The organism is Klebsiella sp. R390 (genome assembly GCF_051131745.1).
Lineage (GTDB): Bacteria > Pseudomonadota > Gammaproteobacteria > Enterobacterales > Enterobacteriaceae > Klebsiella.
The window spans coordinates 4,768,858-4,789,361 of sequence record NZ_CP180445.1 but is presented as its reverse complement, the minus strand read 5'-3'; the positions used below and the strand labels follow the sequence as shown (position 1 = coordinate 4,789,361).

18 protein-coding genes are annotated in these 20,504 nt (G+C 58.8%); 12 read left to right on the top strand and 6 right to left on the bottom strand.

Translation table 11 applies throughout. The features are described from left to right. Positions 1 to 963 carry a carbohydrate kinase family protein gene (locus ACMYSP_RS22415; protein WP_434584210.1) on the top strand — a complete coding sequence of 321 codons (963 nt, stop codon included), beginning with the start codon at positions 1 to 3 and terminating at the stop codon, positions 961 to 963. Beyond that, positions 950 to 2,035, top strand: coding sequence for an ABC transporter ATP-binding protein (locus ACMYSP_RS22410; RefSeq protein WP_434584209.1), 1,086 nt, complete (start codon positions 950 to 952; stop codon positions 2,033 to 2,035). Before ACMYSP_RS22415 ends, ACMYSP_RS22410 begins: the two co-directional genes overlap by 14 nt. Positions 2,036 to 2,080: 45 nt before the next feature. Here ACMYSP_RS22410 and ACMYSP_RS22405 read toward each other — a convergent pair whose 3' ends face one another. From ACMYSP_RS22405 to ACMYSP_RS22385, 5 genes are all read right to left on the bottom strand, one after another. Further along, a complete protein-coding gene (locus tag ACMYSP_RS22405) occupies positions 2,081 to 2,821 on the bottom strand; it encodes a peptidase (RefSeq protein ID WP_434584208.1) in 741 nt (246 codons plus the stop codon). Positions 2,822 to 2,839: 18 nt separating this feature from the next. Further along, positions 2,840 to 3,655 (bottom strand): transglutaminase family protein, encoded by an 816-nt coding sequence (locus tag ACMYSP_RS22400; protein WP_434584207.1) that lies wholly within the window; start codon positions 3,653 to 3,655, stop codon positions 2,840 to 2,842. Next, complete coding sequence (locus ACMYSP_RS22395) at positions 3,652 to 4,581, bottom strand: alpha-E domain-containing protein (RefSeq protein ID WP_123754827.1); 930 nt, start codon at positions 4,579 to 4,581, stop codon at positions 3,652 to 3,654. The genes ACMYSP_RS22400 and ACMYSP_RS22395 overlap by 4 nt, the downstream gene beginning before the upstream one ends. Further along, positions 4,575 to 6,014 carry a circularly permuted type 2 ATP-grasp protein gene (locus ACMYSP_RS22390; RefSeq protein ID WP_174508078.1) on the bottom strand — a complete coding sequence of 480 codons (1,440 nt, stop codon included), beginning with the start codon at positions 6,012 to 6,014 and terminating at the stop codon, positions 4,575 to 4,577. Before ACMYSP_RS22390 ends, ACMYSP_RS22395 begins: the two co-directional genes overlap by 7 nt. Before the next feature lie 206 nt (positions 6,015 to 6,220). Further along, positions 6,221 to 7,114, bottom strand: coding sequence for an alpha/beta hydrolase (locus ACMYSP_RS22385; RefSeq protein WP_434584206.1), 894 nt, complete (start codon positions 7,112 to 7,114; stop codon positions 6,221 to 6,223). A gap of 222 nt (positions 7,115 to 7,336) precedes the next feature. Between ACMYSP_RS22385 and ACMYSP_RS22380 the strand changes: the two genes are divergently transcribed. The 9 genes from ACMYSP_RS22380 (at position 7,337) to ACMYSP_RS22340 (ending at position 18,764) form a co-directional block, all read left to right on the top strand. Then, the gene (locus tag ACMYSP_RS22380) at positions 7,337 to 9,088 is read left to right on the top strand and encodes an alpha,alpha-trehalase (RefSeq protein WP_434584205.1); all 1,752 of its coding nucleotides are present in this window, start codon (positions 7,337 to 7,339) and stop codon (positions 9,086 to 9,088) included. A gap of 182 nt (positions 9,089 to 9,270) precedes the next feature. Further along, positions 9,271 to 10,296 carry an ABC transporter substrate-binding protein gene (locus ACMYSP_RS22375; RefSeq protein WP_434584204.1) on the top strand — a complete coding sequence of 342 codons (1,026 nt, stop codon included), beginning with the start codon at positions 9,271 to 9,273 and terminating at the stop codon, positions 10,294 to 10,296. Further along, a complete protein-coding gene (locus ACMYSP_RS22370) occupies positions 10,293 to 11,285 on the top strand; it encodes a FecCD family ABC transporter permease (protein ID WP_434584203.1) in 993 nt (330 codons plus the stop codon). Before ACMYSP_RS22375 ends, ACMYSP_RS22370 begins: the two co-directional genes overlap by 4 nt. After that, a complete protein-coding gene (locus tag ACMYSP_RS22365; RefSeq protein WP_434584202.1) occupies positions 11,282 to 12,046 on the top strand; it encodes an ABC transporter ATP-binding protein in 765 nt (254 codons plus the stop codon). Before ACMYSP_RS22370 ends, ACMYSP_RS22365 begins: the two co-directional genes overlap by 4 nt. 2 nt (positions 12,047 to 12,048) lie before the next feature. Further along, a complete protein-coding gene (locus ACMYSP_RS22360) occupies positions 12,049 to 12,852 on the top strand; it encodes a class I SAM-dependent methyltransferase (RefSeq protein WP_434584201.1) in 804 nt (267 codons plus the stop codon). Then, a complete protein-coding gene (modD, locus tag ACMYSP_RS22355; protein ID WP_434584200.1) occupies positions 12,849 to 13,703 on the top strand; it encodes a ModD protein in 855 nt (284 codons plus the stop codon). Before ACMYSP_RS22360 ends, modD begins: the two co-directional genes overlap by 4 nt. Before the next feature lie 25 nt (positions 13,704 to 13,728). Beyond that, the gene (locus ACMYSP_RS22350; protein WP_434584198.1) at positions 13,729 to 15,699 is read left to right on the top strand and encodes a TonB-dependent receptor plug domain-containing protein; all 1,971 of its coding nucleotides are present in this window, start codon (positions 13,729 to 13,731) and stop codon (positions 15,697 to 15,699) included. Positions 15,700 to 15,736: 37 nt separating this feature from the next. Beyond that, on the top strand, positions 15,737 to 16,381 hold the full coding sequence (locus tag ACMYSP_RS22345) for an MOSC domain-containing protein (RefSeq protein WP_434584197.1): 645 nt from the start codon (positions 15,737 to 15,739) through the stop codon (positions 16,379 to 16,381). Between the two features lie 262 nt (positions 16,382 to 16,643). Continuing rightward, on the top strand, positions 16,644 to 18,764 hold the full coding sequence (locus tag ACMYSP_RS22340; protein ID WP_434584196.1) for a TonB-dependent siderophore receptor: 2,121 nt from the start codon (positions 16,644 to 16,646) through the stop codon (positions 18,762 to 18,764). 48 nt (positions 18,765 to 18,812) lie between these two features. On the opposite strand, the gene emtA is transcribed toward ACMYSP_RS22340, so the two are convergent. Then, positions 18,813 to 19,424, bottom strand: a complete 612-nt coding sequence (emtA, locus tag ACMYSP_RS22335; protein ID WP_434584195.1) for a membrane-bound lytic murein transglycosylase EmtA — start codon at positions 19,422 to 19,424, stop codon at positions 18,813 to 18,815. Between the two features lie 95 nt (positions 19,425 to 19,519). Between emtA and ldcA the strand changes: the two genes are divergently transcribed. After that, positions 19,520 to 20,434 carry a muramoyltetrapeptide carboxypeptidase gene (gene ldcA, locus ACMYSP_RS22330; RefSeq protein WP_434584194.1) on the top strand — a complete coding sequence of 305 codons (915 nt, stop codon included), beginning with the start codon at positions 19,520 to 19,522 and terminating at the stop codon, positions 20,432 to 20,434. The last annotated feature ends 70 nt before the right edge of the window (positions 20,435 to 20,504 follow it).

Genomic DNA, 20,504 nt, shown 5'->3' with positions numbered 1-20,504 from the left:
ATGCAACAGCTCACCGCACCTGTGCTCTATATCGCAGGGAATTACAATATTGACTTAATTATGGGCACCCTCGGACAGTGGCCGGCGCCGGGCACTGAAGTGATGCTGGAACACAGCGCGCTGCGCCCTGGCGGCTCGGCAGGCAACTGTGCGCTGGCTGCTGCGGCGATGCAGATCCCCCATTGTACCGTCGGTTGCCAGGGGGACGATGCCTTTACCGCCTGGCTGGCGGCCCAGTTTCCCGGCAGCGCAGAGCGCTGGCCACAGTATACCTGCGAAACCTCGCTGACGGTGGCGGTGACCCACCCCGATAAAGAGCGTTCGTTTCTCAGCAACTACGGTCATATCACCCGGTTATCTGCCGACGACGTGCTGGCGCAGCTGCCGCCACAGGCTACCCCTGGCGATATCGTGTTGCTCTGCGGCACGTTCTTATGCACCACCTTGCTGGCAGACTATCCCCGCCTGCTTGCAGCCCTGCACGGGCGCGGTTTTCAGGTGGCGGTCGATACCGGCTGGCCGCCGCACAACTGGGATAGCGCGCTGCGCGAGACAACGTACCGCTGGCTGGCGGATTGCGACTGGTTGCTGCTCAATGAGGTCGAAACCCTTGGCCTTGCTGATATGACCGAACTGCCGGCGGCGGCCCAGGCGCTGGCGGGTCGGTTGAGCGGCCGGGGAGGCTGTATCGTCAAATGCGGCGCCGATGGCGCCTGGTGGTGGACAGCAACCCACGGCCATCACGCGCCGGTAAAAACGGTAGCGGTCATCGACACCATCGGTGCCGGGGATAGCTTCAATGCCGGTTTTCTTGCCGGGCTGTTAAGCGCTAAACCGCCCGCGCAGGCTTTACGTTGGGGCAATGCCGTTGCCGCCTGCGCCATCAGTTCATCCCCCCGTCAGTATCCCGACTGGCAGACCCTGCAGCACCATCTTGAGGAGAGCGCCTATGGCCAGCGTTGAACTGGTAAACGTTGCGAAACAGTACGGCAAACAGACGGTACTGCATCCGCTGGATCTGACCATCCCGGACGGCAGTTTCACCGTGCTGGTGGGGCCCTCCGGCTGTGGAAAATCGACGCTGCTGCGTCTTTTGGCCGGTCTGGACAGCCTGTCCGCGGGGAATATTTTGATGAATAACCGCCCCATCAACGACCTCGACCCTGCGGACCGCGATGTTGCCATGGTTTTTCAGAGCTATGCTCTTTATCCTCACCTGACGGTGGCCGAAAACCTTGCTTTTCACATGCAGGTCAAAAACATCGATAAGGCCACGCAGAAAAACAAAATCCAGCATATCGCCAGCCTGCTGGGGATCGACAAGCTGCTTGCCCGCTATCCGCGTGCGCTTTCCGGCGGCCAGCGCCAGCGTGTGGCAATGGGACGCGCGATGGTACGAAATCCGCAGGTGTTTCTGTTCGATGAACCACTTTCCAACCTCGATGCCCAGCTGCGTATGGAGCTGAGAGCGGAAATAAAATCCCTGCATCAGCGCTTCAACACCACCATGATTTACGTCACCCACGATCAAGTGGAGGCGATGACCCTCGCCGACCAGATTGTGGTGATGCGCGACGGTCATATCGTCCAGCGCGGCGCCCCTCTGGAGATCTACGATCGCCCCTGCAATACCTTCGTGGCGCGGTTTATCGGCTCCCCGCCGATGAATCTGCTCGAGGGTACCATTCGCCTGCAGCATGGCCAGCCCGGCGTGCAGTGCGGTGAGCTGTGGATTGCGCTGCCTGAAAGCTGGTATCAGGCCGCCGAACGCCAGGCCAACGTGGCGGTTATTGTTGGCCTGCGCCCGCAGGATATCCAGCCGGCTGCCGACGGGACGCCGGGGAACGTCAAGATTATGGAGGTCACCGGCGAATCCACGCTGCTCCATCTGGAGTGGCAGGGCTTTCCGATCCACATGCAGGTCGCCGGACGCATCGACGCCCGGGTAGACCAACCGTTACCGCTGATGGTAAAGCGCGAGAAAATACACCTGTTCGACGCTGCCAGCGGCGAGCGACTGGGGCAGACCCTCTGACCACGGCGGTGGCATCAGCCACCGTTTTCTCCACCGCCGAGCGCCCTACCCCTGGTTCCCGGCGCCAAACGGCGGCAGCGTCAGAAAGGTGTTTTGCAGCCCTTCGGACCAGGCTTTGCGAATGGTATTGAAGTAGGGATCTTTGTCAGTGATGCGGTGCTGCTCGCCGCTGCTGAGGCTGTCGCTGCGATACAGCAGCGTGTCCAGCGGCAGGCCGACGGAGAGATTACTGCGTAACGTGGAGTCAATCGAGATCAGGGCGCAGCACATCGCCTGCTCGAGCGACGTCTCACGGCTTAATACCCGGTCGATGATCGGTTTGCCGTACTTGCTCTCGCCAATCTGGAAATAAGGCGTATCGCTCGATGCTTCGATAAAGTTACCTTCCGGGTAAATATGAAACAGTCGATGGGTTTCACCGGCAATTTGCCCGCCCAGCAGCAGGTTGCAGTTGAAGTTGGTATTGCCGCAGTTCTGCTGGTTGCTGCTGTCTCGCTGAATCACCTCCTGCAACGTTTTGCCGATCAGCATCGCCGCGTCATACAGCGAACTGACCTGCATCAGATGCGGCTCCTGCTGCGTCGCCATCCGCGTCGTCAGCAGGCTTATCACGCTCTGGGTGGTGGCCAGATTGCCGGCGGATTGCAGCACCATCACCCGTTCACCGTCTTTGGCAAAGACATGGAGCTTTTTAAAGGTTGCGATATGGTCCACTCCCGCATTGGTGCGGGAGTCAGAGGCAAAAACCAGCCCATCTTCTAAACACATGGCCACACAATAGGTCATCGTCGTTTGTTCCTGCCCTTATTGCTGCTGCGCCTGTTGCGAATGTGCGCGCACTTCAGCATTGGTTAACATAATTTCCCCGCCGCCGCCCAGTCGGGTACCGCGTACCGGACAGGCATCGAGATAGTCCAGCCCGGTGGCCAGACGCAGATGCTGATTCAGATGGCGGGTGTTATTGGTGATATCAAAGGATTTCCAGCGCCCGTTAAGCCACACTTCCGCCCACGCGTGCATCGCGACATGCTGGGCATTATCGCTGTAAACATAGCCGCTGACGTAGCGCGCCGGGATCTCCAGCGCCCGACAGCAGGCGAGAAACACATGGGTATGATCCTGGCAGACACCCCTGGCACGCGCAAAGGCATCGGCGGCGCTGTCCTGCACCTGGGTGGAACCCGGGGTGTAGGGCATTCTCAGCAGCAGCTCGGCCATCAGTTGATTCAGGCTCTCTTCCGGGTCGTCGCCGCGATACAGGCGCTGGGCAAACTCACGGATCTGTTCGTCGGCGCGCGTCAGCGGCGTGCTGCGCAAAAAGACCAGCGGCGAGAGCAGCTCCGCCTCCAGGATCTCGTGCTCTTCCTCGTCCTCCGCGATATCCACCACGCCGCTGGCGCGGATAGCAATCTCTTTGTGCGGGTTATCGAGGGTTAACACATGCAGAACGTTACCCCAGGCGTCGGTGGTGGTTATCGCCGAGCCATCCGGGAGCGTCAGCGTCCATGAACTTACGGTTTGCCGCCCGGTGCTGCGCGGCGTCAGGCGCAGATACTGGGTCGAAAACTTCACTTCTTCATCATAGCCGTAGCGGGTCAGGTGATCGATGACCAGTTTCATAGCGCCTCCAGATAAGTTTGTCTGATGCTGTCGGACAGGGCATTAATACGCGCCAGCAGCCCGTTGAGATAACTTTGAATATCCGCGCTCGCCAGATCGTCGCGGGTGCTGAAACGCAGATCGACATTCAGCTGATGCGCCAGGCGTAGCGGCAGGTGTGAGCGATCGTTGGCAATATGCTCCAGTTGACCAATCAGGTCAGAGATACAGGCCCGAAGCGATCGGGGCACGTCATTGCGCAGGATCAGCAGCTCCATCACCGTTTCCCGGCTGACCGGCTGACGATAAATGCTGTTGTAGGCTTCCCGGGCGCTGACCGCGCTCAGCAGCGTGTCCAGACGATAGTATTCGCGCACCGAATCCGGGTCGCTGTTCAGCTGCTGGTCCTTAATCAACAGCAGTTGCGTCGTGGAATAGGCCCGTTCGATTAACGTGCCGATGCCGATAAAGCTCAGCGCATCGTTGCGCAGCAGCGTGCCGATCACCGCCCCGCGAAACAGGTGGACCCGCTCTTTGACCCATTCGAAAAAGCCGTCGGGGCCCAGCTCGCTAATCCCCTGCTGGCGCAGCTTACGTAGCTCAATGCGGGTGGCGTTGATGCACTCCCAGACTTCCGCTGACAGGCTGCCGCGCACCGCGTGGGCATTGTTCCAGGCCATCTCCACGCAGCTGTAAATGCTGCAGGGATTGTTACCATCGAGGGCGAAGAAATTGAGCAGATTGCTCATGGTAAAACGGGCATGCCGCGCCTGAAACAGCTCATGGGTTGAGGACAAATTCAGCGGCAACGCCAGGTCCCTGGACTGCTGGCTGTGACGCGGGATCATCGACAGCTTCCAGGTCACGTCCAACACCCGGGCATAGCTTTCCGCGCGCTCCAGATAGCGCGCCATCCAGAAAAGTTCACTCGCAGTCCGGCTCAACATGATTCGTCATCCTCCATTACCCAGGTATCTTTGGTGCCGCCACCCTGCGATGAGTTCACCACCAACGAGCCTTCCGTGAGCGCCACCCGCGTCAGGCCACCGGGCACCAGACGGATCTCATGACCGGAGAGCACATAGGGACGTAAATCAATGTGTCGCGGCGCCAGGCCGTCTTCCACGAAGGTCGGGCAGGTCGATAACGCGAGGGTGTCCTGTCCGATATAGTTGGCCGGGTTGGCGAGCAGGCGCTGGCGAAACGCCTCGCGCTCCTCTTTGGTTGAGCGCGGCCCCACCAGCATGCCGTAGCCTCCGGCACCGTGAACCTCCTTGACCACCATGGTCTCCAGATTGCCGAGCACGTACTGGAGATCCTCCGGCTTGCGGCACTGCCAGGTCGGAATATTGTTGAGGATCGGCTGCTCGCCGAGGTAAAAGCGGATCATCTCCGGCACAAAAGGATAGATGGACTTGTCGTCCGCCACCCCGGTGCCAATGGCGTTGGCCAGCACCACCCCACCGGCGCGGTACACCGACAGCAGCCCCGGCACCCCGAGCATCGAATCGGCCCGGAAGGCCAGCGGGTCGAGGTAAGCATCGTCGATACGACGGTAAATCACATCCACCCGACGCGGCCCTTCGGTGGTTCGCATGTAGACGGCGCCCGATTTGATAAACAGATCGGCGCTCTCCACCAGCTCAACCCCCATCTGCTGAGCCAGGAAACTGTGTTCGAAATAGGCGCTGTTGAAGCGCCCCGGCGTCATCACCACCACGCAAGGGTCGTCGACCGGGGAACTTTCGCGCAACGTCTGGAGCAGGTATCCCGGATAGCGTTCCACCGGCGCAATATGGTGATTTTCAAACATCTCCGGGTAGAGGCGCATCATCATCTTGCGGTTTTCGAGCATATACGACACCCCTGACGGGGTCCGCAGGTTATCCTCCAGCACGTAATACTGGCCGTCGCTGTTGCGCACCATATCGACGCCGGTAATGTGCGCATAGGTATTATTGGGCAGGTCAATTCCCTGCATGCAGGGCTGATATTGCTCATTGGCCAGCACCTGCTCCGCCGGGATCAGCCCGGCGCGCAGGATGTTCTGCTCATGATAGATATCGTATAAAAAAGCATTGAGCGCTTTGACCCGCTGGCGGATCCCGCGATCGATCCTTTTCCACTCTGCGGCGGGAATGATGCGCGGTACACTATCGAACGGAATCAACCGCTCGGTACCTTCATCTTCCCCATAGACATTAAAGGTGATGCCGATACGGTGAAAAAGCAGCTCCGCCTGCTGTTTCTTTTGCCGGATAGAGAATTGATCGGTGCTGTGAAACCATTGCCACCAGGCGTTATAGTGCTGACGCTGCTGCCCCTGCGCGGTAAGCATCTCGTCATAATAATGCCCGTCAGGAAGCGTTATTTTTATCATGGCCGTCTCCTCCGGTTATACTCACTTTGGGGTAACTCCGGTAAGAGATAAGCATTTATTATGCCAGGTAGCGGGCCGCGAGATCGGCGTGCAATGCCTGTTGAGCATGCCGCGTCACTGTGCAAAAAATAACCAGCACGCTAGCTGGATTCAGGCCCGTTTTGCACCATCATGAAGCAAAAAATCAGCCGTTTGCGCCATTGCGGTTATCGCCCTTTCAACCATTGTGCATAGTGCTCCGGCCACTCTACGGTTGCGGTACCGGCACGTCCCATGGCAAAACCGTGCCCGCCGTGGGCATAGCGATACAGGCTAACCGGAACCTGATGCTGGCGGCAGGCGTCGGCCATGATCAGCGTGTTATGCGGGTCGGACAGCGGATCGTCTTCGGCCTGAACCAGAAAACAGGGCGGGGTTTGCGCATTCACGTAGCTCTGTACCGACCAGGCGCGGTCAACTGCATCAGAGGCATGCGGACCCGCAAGGATCCGGTGTGTCGCGGTATGGCTGTAGGGCGGCAGCAGGGAAATAATCGGGTATATCAGCGCCGCCCCGTCGGCGCGGGCGGGCTGCGTATCGAGGGCGTCTATCGGCGGGTACGCCGCAAAAGCGGCGCGGCAGGCGGCCATACCCAGCAGATGCCCGCCGGCGGAAAACCCCAGCAGGCTGACCCGTTGCTCGCGCTGACGGATCAGCCGCAGCGCCCGCTGGGCGTCCTGCAACGGCGCCAGCGCACCAGCCCGCCACCCTTCCGCGGGCAGCCGGTAGCTCAGCACGTAGGCGGTATAGCCACGCGCCGTCAGCCAGCGTGCAGCAGGCCAGGCCTCCTTCGCCAGTTCAATATGGCGATACCCGCCTCCGGCAGCAATCAGCACGCCGTGGCCACGGGCTGTCGCCGGTTGCCAGACCGACAGCTGCGGCACGGCAACCTGGCTGAGGGCGCCGCTTGCCGATAACACGGATCTGCCCGAAGGGCCTCCGCCGCCCGGCGGTTCACCCGGCCAGAGATCTAATTGCTGCTGCCGGGCGTCAAGGGCCTGAGCACCGCGGCCCGCCAGCAGCGACGCGGCCCCCAGCAGCAGAAAATGACGTCGATTCACCCTCACCCTCCTCACTCTGCTAATCATCCCGGCCACATCACCTGCCGGTCGGCATAGGTTTTTTGTTTCGCCGTGTCGCCTGCCTGCCGGAGCTGACAGGTAAATTGTCTGTTTTCACGCAAAATGTTATCTGCGACACCCCGGACAACGGATCTTCGTCTAAGGTTTCCAGATGGTCAAACGCAGTGGTAAGACCGTCTGAAATAATAAGGAGAACGCCCCATGACGAGTCAGGTTTCACGTCGCCCCCCTACGCTACCCTACGCTTTAGCGCTGGGAGGCGCGCTGTTCGCGCTATCGACCCTGAGTGCCCAAGCCCTGGAAAATTCCCCCGCGCCGCAATCCCCGGATATTCTGCTCGGACCGCTGTTTAACGATGTGCAAAGCGCCCGGCTCTTTACCGATCAAAAAACCTTTGCCGATGCCATCCCCAATAGCGACCCGCTGATGATCCTCGCCGATTATCGAATGCAAAAAAACCAGACCAGCTTCGACCTGCGCCATTTCGTCGAGCTCAATTTCACGCTGCCGCGGGAAAATGACCAGTATGTGCCGCCGAAAGGCCAGACGCTACGTCAGCATATTAACGGCCTGTGGCCGGTACTGACCCGCAGTACCGTTGAGGTCGAGAAGTGGGATTCGCTGCTGCCGCTGCCCAAACCGTATGTGGTTCCCGGTGGGCGTTTCCGCGAGGTCTATTACTGGGATAGCTACTTCACCATGCTGGGCCTGGCGGAGAGCGGCCACTGGGATAAAGTCGCCGATATGGTGGCGAACTTCGCCTCTGAAATTGACACCTGGGGGCATATTCCCAACGGTAACCGCAGCTACTATCTGAGCCGCTCACAGCCGCCGTTCTTCCCGTTTATGGTGGAACTGCTCGCCACCCACGACGGCGATCGGGCGCTGAAGACCTTCCTGCCGCAGATGGAAAAAGAGTATCAGTACTGGATGCAAGGCGCCGACGCGCTTGAGCCGGGGAAAGCCAATCAGCGGGTGGTGCGCATGGAAGATGGCGCGTTGCTGAACCGCTACTGGGATGATAATGACACTCCGCGCCCGGAATCCTGGCTTGATGATGTCACCACCGCGAAGAACAACCCCAATCGCCCGGCCACCGAGATCTATCGCGATCTGCGTTCCGCCGCCGCCTCGGGATGGGATTTTAGTTCGCGCTGGATGGATAATCCGCAGCAGTTGGGCACCATTCGTACCACCAGCATCGTCCCGGTGGACCTGAACGCCCTGATGTTCCATATGGAGAAAGTGCTCTCCCGGGCCAGTAAAGCGGCCGGTGATAATGCCAAAGCGACGCAGTATGATGCCCAGGCCAACGCCCGTCAGAAGGCGCTGGAGAAATACCTGTGGAACGATAAAGCGGGCTGGTACGCCGATTACGATCTCAAGACCCATAAGGTCAGAAACCAGCTGACCGCCGCCGCGCTGTTCCCACTGTACGTCAATGCCGCCTCCAGCGAGCGGGCCGCGAAGGTGGCCGCAGCTGCCGAATCGCAGCTGTTGAAACCCGGCGGTTTAACCACCACCACGGTCAACAGCGGCCAGCAATGGGATGCCCCCAACGGCTGGGCGCCACTGCAGTGGGTAGCTGCGCAAGGGTTGCAGAACTACGGTCAGAAAAAGGTCGCCCTCGAGGTAAGCTGGCGCTTCCTCAGCAACGTCCAGCACACCTACAACAGTCAGCAAAAACTGGTTGAAAAGTATGACGTCAGCTCGACGGGCACCGGCGGAGGCGGCGGTGAATATCCGCTGCAGGACGGCTTCGGCTGGACCAACGGCGTGACGCTGAAAATGCTGGATCTGGTCTGCCCGCAGGACAAACCCTGTGACTCGCTGCCGGCCACCCGCCCGGTCGACAGTACAACCCAACCGACCACTGCCACCAGCACGTCACCCACCACCGCACCTGCCGCCAACGATGCAGTAGCGGCTCCGGCAGCAAAAGCGGCACCGTAATCCTCTGGCGCGACGGGATCGCCGTCGCGCCCTGTTCTTCCAGACCAGCCTTTGCTGCATGTTCTCCTGATTCGCCCGGTAGCGATCTAATTCAAGATGCCTTGATCTCAAGCAATTTAATCATCGCTATATATGTAAATATACAGCGATATTTTAATCAATTTGTTTCAGGATGGAAACATATGCCCCTTTCGCGACGGACGTTTCTCCAGTCACTGAGCTTCCTGCTCTGCCTCCCCAGCCTGAAGGCTACAGCAGCCCCGCCGCTGGTCTTCAGCATCGGCAATCGTCCCTCTCCCACCCGCATTCGGCGGATTATCAGCGCAGGCTCACCGGCTGACATGCTGCTGCTTGCTGCCGCACCGGAAAAATTGCTGGGGTTCTCATCTTTCGACTTTTCTCGCTTCCCGGATGTGCCCTTCCCCGCGGATATCGCCCGGCTTCCCAAACTAGGGCGACTGGCCGGACACGCCAGTACGCTATCGCTGGAAACGCTGCTTGCACTTGAGGCAGATCTGGTGGTGGACTGCGGCAATACGGACGGTAGCTGGCGCTCCCAGGCCCAGCGGATCAGTGAACGCAGCCACATTCCGTGGGTATTGATCGGCGGAACGCTGGCGTCATCTGCCGAACAGTTGCTGGCGATTGGCGAAATCGTCGGAACCGAGGACCGTACGCGACAACAGGCGGCGCTGGCGCAGAAATTTATCGCCGATGCCCAGGCCTTTTCAACCGGAGGCGGAGCTCGAACACGCTTTTATGCGGCACGCGGGGCAAAGGGGCTGGAGACCGGGCTGGCCGGATCGCTGCATACCGAAGCGGCAGAACTATTGGGGCTGGAGAACGTCGCTCGGGTTGCTGGACGCAGTGGGCTGGCACAGGTCTCGCTGGAGAATCTGCTGACATGGCAGCCGGATCTGATCCTGACCCAAAATGCCGCCACTCGCGATTACATCCTGCAGGATCCGGCGTGGCAGAGCGTCACCGCCGTGGCAAAACGCCAGGTTATGCTGTTGGATGGCCTGCCGTTCGGCTGGCTGGATGCACCGCCGGGAATTAATCGTCTTGCCGGAATGCGTCGGCTGCACGCCTGGCTTGACCCGCGGATACAGCGCTCGCTTCAGGAAGATTTGACCCGCTATAGTACGCTCTTCTGGCACAGCACGCTCACCCCTGCCCGCTACGCAACGCTGATGCATAGCGTATGAAATTATCCACGCTTAGTACGATCTTACTGCTTGCCGGGCTGCTGACCATTACGGGCGCATTGCTAACCGGGCCATGGAATCTCACCGTCGGCCGTCTGTTCGATCTCCTGTTTGTGCCTGACAGCGCCGCGCTTTCCCCCCAGGCCAGTGTCGTTTTCTGGCAGATACGCCTGCCGCGTATTGGGGCGGCCCTGGGGATCGGCGCGGCCCTCTGTGCGGCGGGAACTGCCTACCAGGGGATGTTTCGTAACCCGCTGGTCTCGCCAGATATCCTCGGTGTTGCCGCCGGTGCGGGTCTGGGTGCCTGTATTGCCATCTGGTGCGGTTTATCGACATTCTTTATCCAGTTCTTTGCCTTCTGCGGTGGTCTGCTGGTGGTTGCGGGAGTCGGCGCATTGTCCCACGTCATCACGCGGCGCGATCCGGCGCTAACCCTGGTACTGGTGGGCATTGCATTGGGAACCTTATGCGGTGCCGGCATTTCGTTGATTAAAACCCTTGCCGATCCCTATACACAGTTACCTTCTATTACCTTCTGGTTGCTGGGAGGGTTAGCGGACATCACCCCTCGCGATCTGGCATTTGCCGCCCCGCTAATGATCGCCGGGTGTCTACCGCTATGGCTGCTGCGCTGGCGCCTTAACCTGTTAACGTTGTCTGATGATGAAGCTCGTTCATTGGGTATTGATGTCACACGTTTGCGGCTGATGGTGGTAGTGTGCGCCACTCTGACCACCGCCAGCGCCGTGGCCATTGCCGGGATTATTGGTTGGATCGGGCTTATCATCCCGCACGCGGGGCGCCTGCTCATTGGCAGTAATCACCAGCGTCTACTGCCGGTATCAATGGGGCTCGGCGCGATTCTGCTGCTCTTCACTGACACCCTGGCGCGTGGCCTGAGCGCGACCGAGATCCCGCTTGGTATCCTGACCTCGTTTGTTGGCGCACCATTCTTCCTGGTATTACTGATTCGTGGGAGCCGCCCATGACAATACTCAGGGTGCGTCACGCCGACGTGGGTTATCCCGGCCGGGTAGTGCTTCACGGGGTGTCATTTTCGCTGTCGCCTGGTTCGATTTGCTGCCTGCTGGGGACTAACGGCAGCGGTAAAACCACCCTGATGCGATCGATCCTCGGCCTTCTTCCCCTGTGTGCAGGCCAGGTGCTTATCGATAATGTGGATATCAGTCAGATGCGCGCCCGCGAACGCGCACGCGCCATTGCCTGGGTACCACAAGCACATGACAGCGTGTTTACATTTCATGTACTTGATATGGTACTCATGGGGCTTAGCCCGAACATCAGCACCTTTTCCCAACCTTCCAGACGCGAACGGGATATTGCCCTCGCCCAACTGGATATCCTCGGCATCGCCCACCTCGCCAGCAGAAGTTACGCGACGTTGAGCGGCGGTGAACGCCAGCTGACGCTTATTGCCCGGGCGCTGGCGCAACAGTCACGGCTGTTGCTGCTCGATGAGCCGGCCTCAAGCCTCGACTTTGGTCATCAAATTCGCCTGCTCGATACCCTACAACACCTTCGCCAGCGTGGCATCACGCTGCTGATGGCAACGCATCATCCGCTGCACGCCCTCGCTATCGCCGACACGATCCTCAGCGTCGAGCCAGACGGGACTATCGCCCAGGGTGAACCGCGCACGCAGCTGCAACCAAGCAAACTCGCCGGACTCTACGGCGTGACTGCCACCCAAATCCACCGCCACCTCGGCAACGTTCACTTTCAGGAATGATTATGCTTATCGATGATATTGATTTTGCCCACCTGTACCGACAACAGCTCAAGATTGCCAGACGCACGGAAAAGACCCCTGCCCACTGGGACGCCCGGGCGCAAAAAATGGCCGCCAACTGCGCGCGGCCAGCGGACGGCTATCTCTTACAATTACTGGAAAAAATCGACTTAACCGGCGCAGAGACCCTGTTCGATATGGGCTGCGGTCCGGGAACCGTGGCGCTGGCGTTGGCCGACCGGCTACAGGCGGTGCATGGCGTTGATTACAGCCCGATGATGCTGGAAGTAGCCAAAACGCGTGCCGCGCAGATGAACATCGTTAATGCACACTGGCACTGTCGCGCCTGGGAGGATACATGGGATGACATTCCCCGCTGCGATGTTGCGGTCGCTTCGCGCTCAACGCTGGTGAGCGATATGCGCGAAGCAATGACAAAGCTCAATCGCCAGGCGCGACTGCGCGTCTATACCACCCACCTTGTCAGCCCGACGTTTATGTCACCGGCTATCCAACGAGCATTAGGGCGCGAAGTCATTGAGCTGCCTAACTACATCTACGCGCTGAACGTGCTGTATCAAATGGGAATTCAGGCACGAGTCGATTTTATCCGCGGCAATAACTGCCAGGGGGATAACACCACTTTTGCGCGTTTCGAGGAAAACGTCAGTTGGACGCTTGGCACGCTGAACGATGAAGACCGCGCGCGACTTCAGCACTGGTATCAGCAACAAGACCCGCAGACCATCGCACCAGCTACCCGGGACTGGGCGCTTATTTCCTGGGATTGCGGAGAGACAGCATGATCTACTTCCCCCAGGCGCTCACCGATGCATGGCTGATGGAGGATATTCAGGGTGGCGATCTAACGACCCGGGCTCTGGGGATTGGCAGCCAGCCCGGCATTATGGAATTTCGCCATCGCCAGGGGGGTTGCGTCAGCGGCATTTACCCTGCGTCCCAGATGCTGCGTAGCCTTGGTCTGACGGTCACCGCATCTCTTGAGGACGGACAACAGGCCGCACCTTGCGGCCTGTTGCTACGAGCGAGCGGCAGCGCAAACGCGCTGCATCAGGGCTGGAAAGCGGCGCAGAACGTGCTTGAATGGAGCTGCGGCGTATCAAACTATGTGTCGCAGATGCTGGCCCTGCTGCATGCCCGCCTTCCCGATGCGCACATCGCTTGTACCCGGAAGGCCATTCCCGGCACCCGTCTGCTCGGCGCTCAGGCCATCGTTGCAGCAGGTGGCTTGATCCACCGCGCCGGCTGTGGCGAAACCGTGCTGTTATTTGCCAACCACCGGCATTTTCTCGCGCATAACGGCGACTGGACGCAGGTGATTGGCCTGCTACGCCAGCGTTCACCTGAAAAAAAGGTGGCCGTCGAAGCCGATACGCTCCCCGAAGCACTGGCCGCGCTACAGGCGCAGCCCGACATCTTGCAGCTGGATAAATTTTCCCCCGAACAGGCCCGTCAGGTTGCCAATCAGGCACGCAATATTGCCCCTGCCTGCACGCTGGCGCTGACCGGCGGGATCACTCTGAGCAGCCTGGGGCAATACCTCGATTGTGGAATTGAATTGTTTATAACTTCGGCGCCGTGGTACGCGCCGCCGGCTGATATTCAGGTTCGACTGCAGCCGGACACAGCAAAATAAATAAACAGAAAAAGGAATAATAAAAATGAGAGTCAGGAAACAGTACCTTTGTATCTCGATCGGTCTGATGATCAGCCAGATCGCATGGGCGGAACGGTCAGAGGACTCAATGACCGTATGGTCCAGCACCATTCCCGCAACAACGATCAGCATTCTCGGGCAAGAAACCATCCAGAGTCTGGATAAACAGGATGTTGCGCACGCCCTTTCCGTCGTCCCTGGCGTGGTGTTGCAAAAATCAGGTAATCGCAATGAACTACAGGTAAAAGTGCGCGGCTTTGACGGCCGCCAGGTGCCCGTATTTTTCGACGGTGTACCGATTTATGTCCCCTACGATGGCAATCTCGATCTCGGGCGCTTTCTCACCTCGGACGTGGCCTCAGTTGAAGTGTCGAAAGGGTACTCTTCCCTGCTTCAAGGCCCCAACCAGATGGGGGGAGCTATCAATATTACGACACCTCGCCCAACCAAACCCCTGGAAGCCAACATCGGCTACCGCCAGGGCTGGAGCCGCAGTGAAGACAGTGCCTATGACACGCACGCCTCGCTTGGCGCAAGCAATGATTTGGGGTATTTCCAGCTCAGCGGCAGCCGCCTGAAACGCGACTTCCTGGCATTGCCGCATGGCACAACCAACCCGGTCGCCGGCGAAGACGGCAAAATGACAAATTCGGCGAGTGATGATAAGCGCGGCATCGTGAAGATCGGTTTCACTCCACGTGGCAATGATGAATACGCCTTAACCTGGCTAAAGCAGGATGGCGAGAAACAAAACCCGCCCTATGCCGGGAGCAGCTCGCAGAAAGCCCGATACTGGCAGTGGCCGGAGTACGATAAAGAGAGCTACTACTATCAAGGAACAACCCACCTTGGCGAGCGCTTCACGCTAAAAAGCCGTCTGTATCATGATACTTTCAAAAATACCCTGATGATGTATAACTCGCTGGCCGATCTGCACAGCAAAAATGGCAGCTACAGCCGTTATAACGACTACAGCACCGGCGCGGGCCTCCAGCTCTCCGCCGACGTTCGTCAAAACGACCAGCTCGCCTTTGCCATCAACTGGAAAGATGATGTTCACAGAGAAAAAAGCACCAGTGACGGGCCCTACGACCGTTACCAGGATCGTACCTGGTCACTCGCCAGCGAATATCAATGGGAGGCGGCGGACAATCTCGATATCGTCGCCGGGATGAGCTATGACTGGCGCAACAGCATTGAAGGCATGAAGCACGAAAACAACGGCAGCGTCACCCGCTACGACGGTAACAGGCAGAATGCGTTCAACTGGGAAACGCTGGCCCGCTATCATTTTTCTGACCAGGATACCCTGACGCTCTCCTGGTCTGACCGTACCCGGTTCCCCACGCTCAAAGAACGTTATACCACCATGAAACCAGCCAAAGACCAGATAGCGTTGGTCAACCCCCAGCTGAAGCCTGAGCGCGCCCGCAGCGTCGACCTGACCTGGAATGGCCATTTGACCGATCGCTGGGCCTATGAGGCCAGCGTCTACTATAACCGCGTCAGCGACGCAATTTTGTCGATTAATATCGATGCGGATACCGTACAGAATCAGAACAGTGGTCGGGTCGACTATACCGGTCTGGATCTGGGCATTAAGGGAGCGCCGTTCGCGTGGCTGGACACCGGGCTAAGCTATGGCTGGATCCACAGCAACCCCAAACAACAAGACGTAGGCGACATTACCGGTCTGCCGGATCACACGCTCAACGCCTGGCTAACGTTTAAACCGACGGCGTCACTAAAGGTTACGCTCTCTGAAGAGGCGCGTTCTTCCAGCTACAGCAACAGCGATGGTTCACAAAAAGCGGCTGGGTTCGCTATCTCTCACCTTCGTGCTGACTATGCCATTGGTCACGGCTTTAGCCTCAACGCCTCAATCAATAATCTCTTTGACACACGCTACTACTATAGCGAGGGGTTTATCGAAGAGGGTCGTAACTTCTGGGCCGGCGTGGAATACACCTTCTGATTCATTCCCCGCCCTGCGGAGCAATATGGAGAACCCTATGATGACAGATGTTAACGTCGTGCTACGTACGATACTCGGCAATCAACGCCAGGCTGATGGTTCGCTGCGCAAAGTAACATTAAGCGGCAGGGTATACCTCAGTGCCCATGGTCTGGAGGCTGACAACGGCGTGCAGGAGCGTTTTGAGGATCCGGACTGTGCTTTGATGCACTATGCGCGCGAGCATTACGAATTCTGGCGTGAACGATACCCGGTACTCTCCGGGCAGCATCTGCATGCCGGTCTGTTTGGCGAAAATTTTTCCACTTACGGGATGACGGAAGCCGATGTCTGTCCGGGCGATGTGTTTCGCCTTGGCGCTGCTGAAGTGCAAATCAGCTGGGGACGCGTTGCCTGCCAGACGATGGCAACGCGCTTACAGGATCCCGATGCGCCAATGCTGATGCACAGTCTGTCGCGCAACGGCTGGTTTTATCGGGTTGTCAGGCCCGGAGAAACACGCTGCGGTGATACATTCCGGCTGATCGACCGCTCCGCCGCAGAATGGCCGCTTAGCCGGGTTCAATCGATTATCTTCGGTGAAGGCGGCACCAAAGAAGAGCTGCTGGCGCTATCGTCGATGCCCTATCTTGCCGATCCCTGGCGGGCGATTGCGCAGCTGCGCTTAGACAGTCGTCCGTAATCGCGGTTTTTCTTCCCTCCTGGCTACCAGATCTGGTAGCCAGTCATCACGCCTGCTGCTCCGCACGCCCCGGTCTGTCCGCGCTGGAGTGAATAAACAGCAGTCTTTTCATGGCTTTTGATTGTCACGCTACGTAATCACCGCTTGATAACGCAAAGAGTAACAATAATAATTCGCATTACTTTTTTACGAAAGAAGACACTTTCGCCTTTTCCGTAGCGGCGTACAGGAGTACCAGGCTGCGGTTACTCAGGATTATGTCATGATCACCCGCATCACCTTTAAACGCTCCGCGTTACTGTGCGCCCTAGCCACCGCCTTCCCTCTCGCCAGCCTGGCGGAAGAGACGGTGGTCGTCACCGCGCAACCCGTTGACTCCGCCACCGCCCCCACCGAGGGCTATAGCGCGAAAACCTCCGCCGGGGCGACCAAAACCGACCAGCCGTTGATTACCACCGCGCAGTCGGTCTCGGTGATCACCCGACAGCAGATGGATGACCAGGGAGCCAACACCATCAGCCAGGCGCTGGAATACACCCCAGGCGTGTACTCCAGCTTTGGCGGCGGAGCAACCCGTTTTGATACGGTGTCATTACGTGGCTATCACGGCGGCGACGTGGATAACCTGTTCCTCGACGGCATGCGCCTGATGAGCGATGGCGGGAGCCACAACGTTCTGCAGATTGACCCGTGGTTTATCGAACGGGTGGATGTGATCAGAGGCCCCTCCTCGGCGCTGTATGGCCAGAGCGTCCCCGGCGGCGTGGTTAACCTGACCTCGAAACGTCCGCAGTTTACGTCGGAGGGCCATTTCCGCCTGAGCGGCGGGACGCAAAACACCAAAGGGGCCGCCTTCGATTATACCGATGCCATTAACGATCAATGGGCTTACCGGATTATCGGGATGACGCGCAACAGCGACACCCAGTACGACAATACCCGTGAAGAGCGTTATGCTATCTCCCCGTCCCTGCTCTGGCAGCCGGATACTGACACCTCGTTGTTACTGCGCGCTTATCTGCAAAAAGATCCCTCTGGCGGCTACCATGGCTCGCTGCCGCTGGACGGCACCCGCTACGCGCACAACGGGCGCAAGCTCTCCACCAGCACCAATGAAGGCGATCCGTCAGACGGCTATCAACGTCGCGAGCAGATCTACAGCTACGAGTTTACGCATCAGTTCGACGATACCTGGTCGGCCTATTCCGCCGGAAGCTACACCCACACTAATGTCTCTCTCGATCAGGTCTACCAGGTCGGCTGGGTTGGGGACAGCGACATGCTGTCACGCGGCTACAGCGGCTCTCGCGGCTCGCTCGATGCGTGGTCCACCGACAACCGCCTGCGCGCTGACTTTAACACCGGGGAGCTGGCCCATACGCTGATCCTCGGTGCGGAATATCACCGCTTCCGCAACGATCTGTGGACTGGTGCGGGCAGCGCCTCACCGCTCGATCCGTTTAGCGGCTATACCGAGCAAACCGGGCATACCGTGACCTACAGCGATAACAATAATCGTCGCTACTATCAGACCGGGATTTATCTGCAGGATGAAATGGTGTGGGATCGCTGGCATCTGGACGTCTCCGGCCGTTACGATCGCATCGTTTCGCAGCAGGTCAGCGATACCTTCGGCACCTCCAGCCGCCGTTCCGATGACCATATCAGCGGTCGCGCGTCGCTGCTGTATGCTCTGGAAAATGGCCTCTCGCCGTATCTGAGCTACAGCCAGGCCATTACGCCGGCGATGCTGCCGGGCGCCGATGGAACCTTACTGAAGCCCACCACCGCCGAACAGCTGGAAGCGGGGCTGAAATTCCAGCCGCCGGGTAGCCGCGATATGTACAGTATCGCTATCTATGATTTAACCCAGAAAGATGTGGCCACCCGCGATCCGAATATCGCCACCGCCACCTTTATTCCAGCCGGCAAGGTCCACTCGCAAGGGGTCGAACTGGAGATGCATAACCAGATTACGCCAGAGCTGAGCACCCTGGCTTCTTACACCTGGAACCGCCTGCGCTTCCAGGACACCAAAGATGGCACCAACGACAATACGCCGCAGCTCACGCCGGATCAGATGGCCTCATTCTGGGCGCGTTATCAGTTCCCGGCCGGGATCAGCGCGGGGGCTGGTGTGCGCTATATCGGTAAACAGTGGGCTGATGATGCGAACACCGAGCGTCTGCCGTCGGTGACGCTGCTGGATGCGATGGTCCGCGCCGATCTCGGCGTCTGGTCACCGTCATTGAAAGGGGCTTTTGTTCAGGTCAATGCCAACAATCTCAGCGACCGGGAGTATATCTCCGGCTGCTACGGAACGGGCAACTGTTACTGGGGCGCCGAGCGCAGCATCACCGCCACCGTCGGCTACGACTTCTGAAAAACGCCCCCGGTGGTCACCTACCTGCCGGGGGCATACTCCAGATGGCTACATGGCGTCCAGCGCCTGCTGCAGCTTCCAGATATAGCGGGGAGCCTGCGGTGCGGGATGCTTTTTCGCCACGTGTTCAAAGAACTCATCGGCATCCATATCGTTGATCTCATCAATCGCATCCTGACGATTCGACGAGAACGTGCGCAGCAGCGCCCCGGCGCCGTTGGCGTAGGAAACCACCACCGCATAACGCATCACCTGCGGGTCTTTAATCCCGGCAAGCGGGCCATTTTCAAGGATGCTCAGGTAAGCGGCCCCCATCGAGATATTGCGTTCGGGGTTTTTCAGCTCGCTTACCGACGGTTCACCCCGCCAGCCCATGCGCTGGTATACGTCGCGACCCGATGTTGAAGGCTTTAGCTGCATCAGGCCTACCGCGCCGGATTTACTGACCACCGTAGGGTTACCGCCGGATTCAATGGCGATAATCGCCGTCACCAGCTGCGGGTCAACGCCCCACGCCGCACCGGCTTTTTCACTGATCGGCATCCACTGCATCGCCCGCTTGACCGGAACTTCAGCGTTCCACGGCGGGTTACGATAATCCTTTTTCGAGCTACAACCGGCCAACAATACCATCAAAAAAACACACCATCTCAATTTCACACATCTATCCTTATTGGCTGAAGTTTGCCGTCTGGAGATGACAATAATCCCTCCAGGCGGCATGATAACCCTTTCATTCTTAGCAAGGAATTGTCATGTCTCAGTTTTATCTGGTCGCGCCTTCAGGCTACTGCATTAACCAGGAGGCGGCGCTCCGCGGCGTTGAACGTCTGCAGGAGGCCGGACATCAGGTGATGCACCAGGAGGTCATCCCCCGTCGGCAACAGCGCTTTGCCGGAACTGAACATGAGCGCCTGAACGATATTAACCAGTTGGCCACCCTCGAAGGCCGTAACCGCATTGTCATGCCGGTGCGCGGCGGCTACGGTGCCAGCCGCCTGCTGCCCCATATCGACTGGCAGGCTCTGGTCGCACGCCAGCGGGAAAACCCGCTTTTAATCTGTGGTCATAGTGACTTTACAGCGATTCAGATGGGCCTGCTGGCAAAGGGTAGCATAATCACCTTCAGCGGTCCGATGCTGGCAGGTAACTTTGGTGCTGAAACGATGAACGCGTTTACCTGGCACCACTTCTGGCAGGCGCTGCGCAGCCCGGAATTTACCCTTGAATGGCCGGGAGATGGCCAGCCATGTGATGTTATGGGCACCCTGTGGGGCGGCAACCTGGCGATGCTAACCTCGCTGATGGGCACCCCGTGGATGCCGCAGATGAGCGACGGCATTCTGGTACTGGAAGATATTAATGAGCATCCGTTCCGCGTCGAGCGCATGCTGCTGCAGCTGCTGCACAGCGGCGTCCTCGCCCGCCAGCGGGCGGTGATCCTCGGCAGCTTCAGCGGCGCGAACCCGAACGACTACGACGCCGGTTACGATCTGCCGGTGGTCTACGACTATCTGCGCACCCAGCTGGATATCCCGGTGATTAGCGGGCTGGATTTCGGCCACGAACAGCGAACCGTCACCCTGCCGCTTGGCGCCAACGCGCGGCTGGTGCATCGCGACACCACCACCACCATAACGCTCAGCGGGCATCCGGTGCTGACAGAATAAAATCTTCTGTTACACATTTCAGGATACTTCGAGGGTTGGTAAACTGGGCCTCATTGTCTAAAAATTCACG

Bases quoted from the DNA above. Each gene is read 5' to 3' on its own strand.
- ACMYSP_RS22395 (WP_123754827.1), bottom strand. From the start codon at position 4,581: ATGTTGAGCCGGACTGCGAGTGAACTTTTCTGGATGGCGCGCTATCTG.
- ACMYSP_RS22370 (WP_434584203.1), top strand. From the start codon at position 10,293: ATGAAATTATCCACGCTTAGTACGATCTTACTGCTTGCCGGGCTGCTG.
- ACMYSP_RS22350 (WP_434584198.1), top strand. From the start codon at position 13,729: ATGAGAGTCAGGAAACAGTACCTTTGTATCTCGATCGGTCTGATGATC.
- ACMYSP_RS22415 (WP_434584210.1), top strand. From the start codon at position 1: ATGCAACAGCTCACCGCACCTGTGCTCTATATCGCAGGGAATTACAAT.
- ACMYSP_RS22400 (WP_434584207.1), bottom strand. From the start codon at position 3,655: ATGAAACTGGTCATCGATCACCTGACCCGCTACGGCTATGATGAAGAA.
- ACMYSP_RS22340 (WP_434584196.1), top strand. From the start codon at position 16,644: ATGATCACCCGCATCACCTTTAAACGCTCCGCGTTACTGTGCGCCCTA.
- ldcA (WP_434584194.1), top strand. From the start codon at position 19,520: ATGTCTCAGTTTTATCTGGTCGCGCCTTCAGGCTACTGCATTAACCAG.
- ACMYSP_RS22405 (WP_434584208.1), bottom strand. From the start codon at position 2,821: ATGACCTATTGTGTGGCCATGTGTTTAGAAGATGGGCTGGTTTTTGCC.
- ACMYSP_RS22380 (WP_434584205.1), top strand. From the start codon at position 7,337: ATGACGAGTCAGGTTTCACGTCGCCCCCCTACGCTACCCTACGCTTTA.
- modD (WP_434584200.1), top strand. From the start codon at position 12,849: ATGATCTACTTCCCCCAGGCGCTCACCGATGCATGGCTGATGGAGGAT.
- ACMYSP_RS22390 (WP_174508078.1), bottom strand. From the start codon at position 6,014: ATGATAAAAATAACGCTTCCTGACGGGCATTATTATGACGAGATGCTT.
- ACMYSP_RS22410 (WP_434584209.1), top strand. From the start codon at position 950: ATGGCCAGCGTTGAACTGGTAAACGTTGCGAAACAGTACGGCAAACAG.
- ACMYSP_RS22345 (WP_434584197.1), top strand. From the start codon at position 15,737: ATGATGACAGATGTTAACGTCGTGCTACGTACGATACTCGGCAATCAA.
- ACMYSP_RS22360 (WP_434584201.1), top strand. From the start codon at position 12,049: ATGCTTATCGATGATATTGATTTTGCCCACCTGTACCGACAACAGCTC.
- ACMYSP_RS22365 (WP_434584202.1), top strand. From the start codon at position 11,282: ATGACAATACTCAGGGTGCGTCACGCCGACGTGGGTTATCCCGGCCGG.
- ACMYSP_RS22375 (WP_434584204.1), top strand. From the start codon at position 9,271: ATGCCCCTTTCGCGACGGACGTTTCTCCAGTCACTGAGCTTCCTGCTC.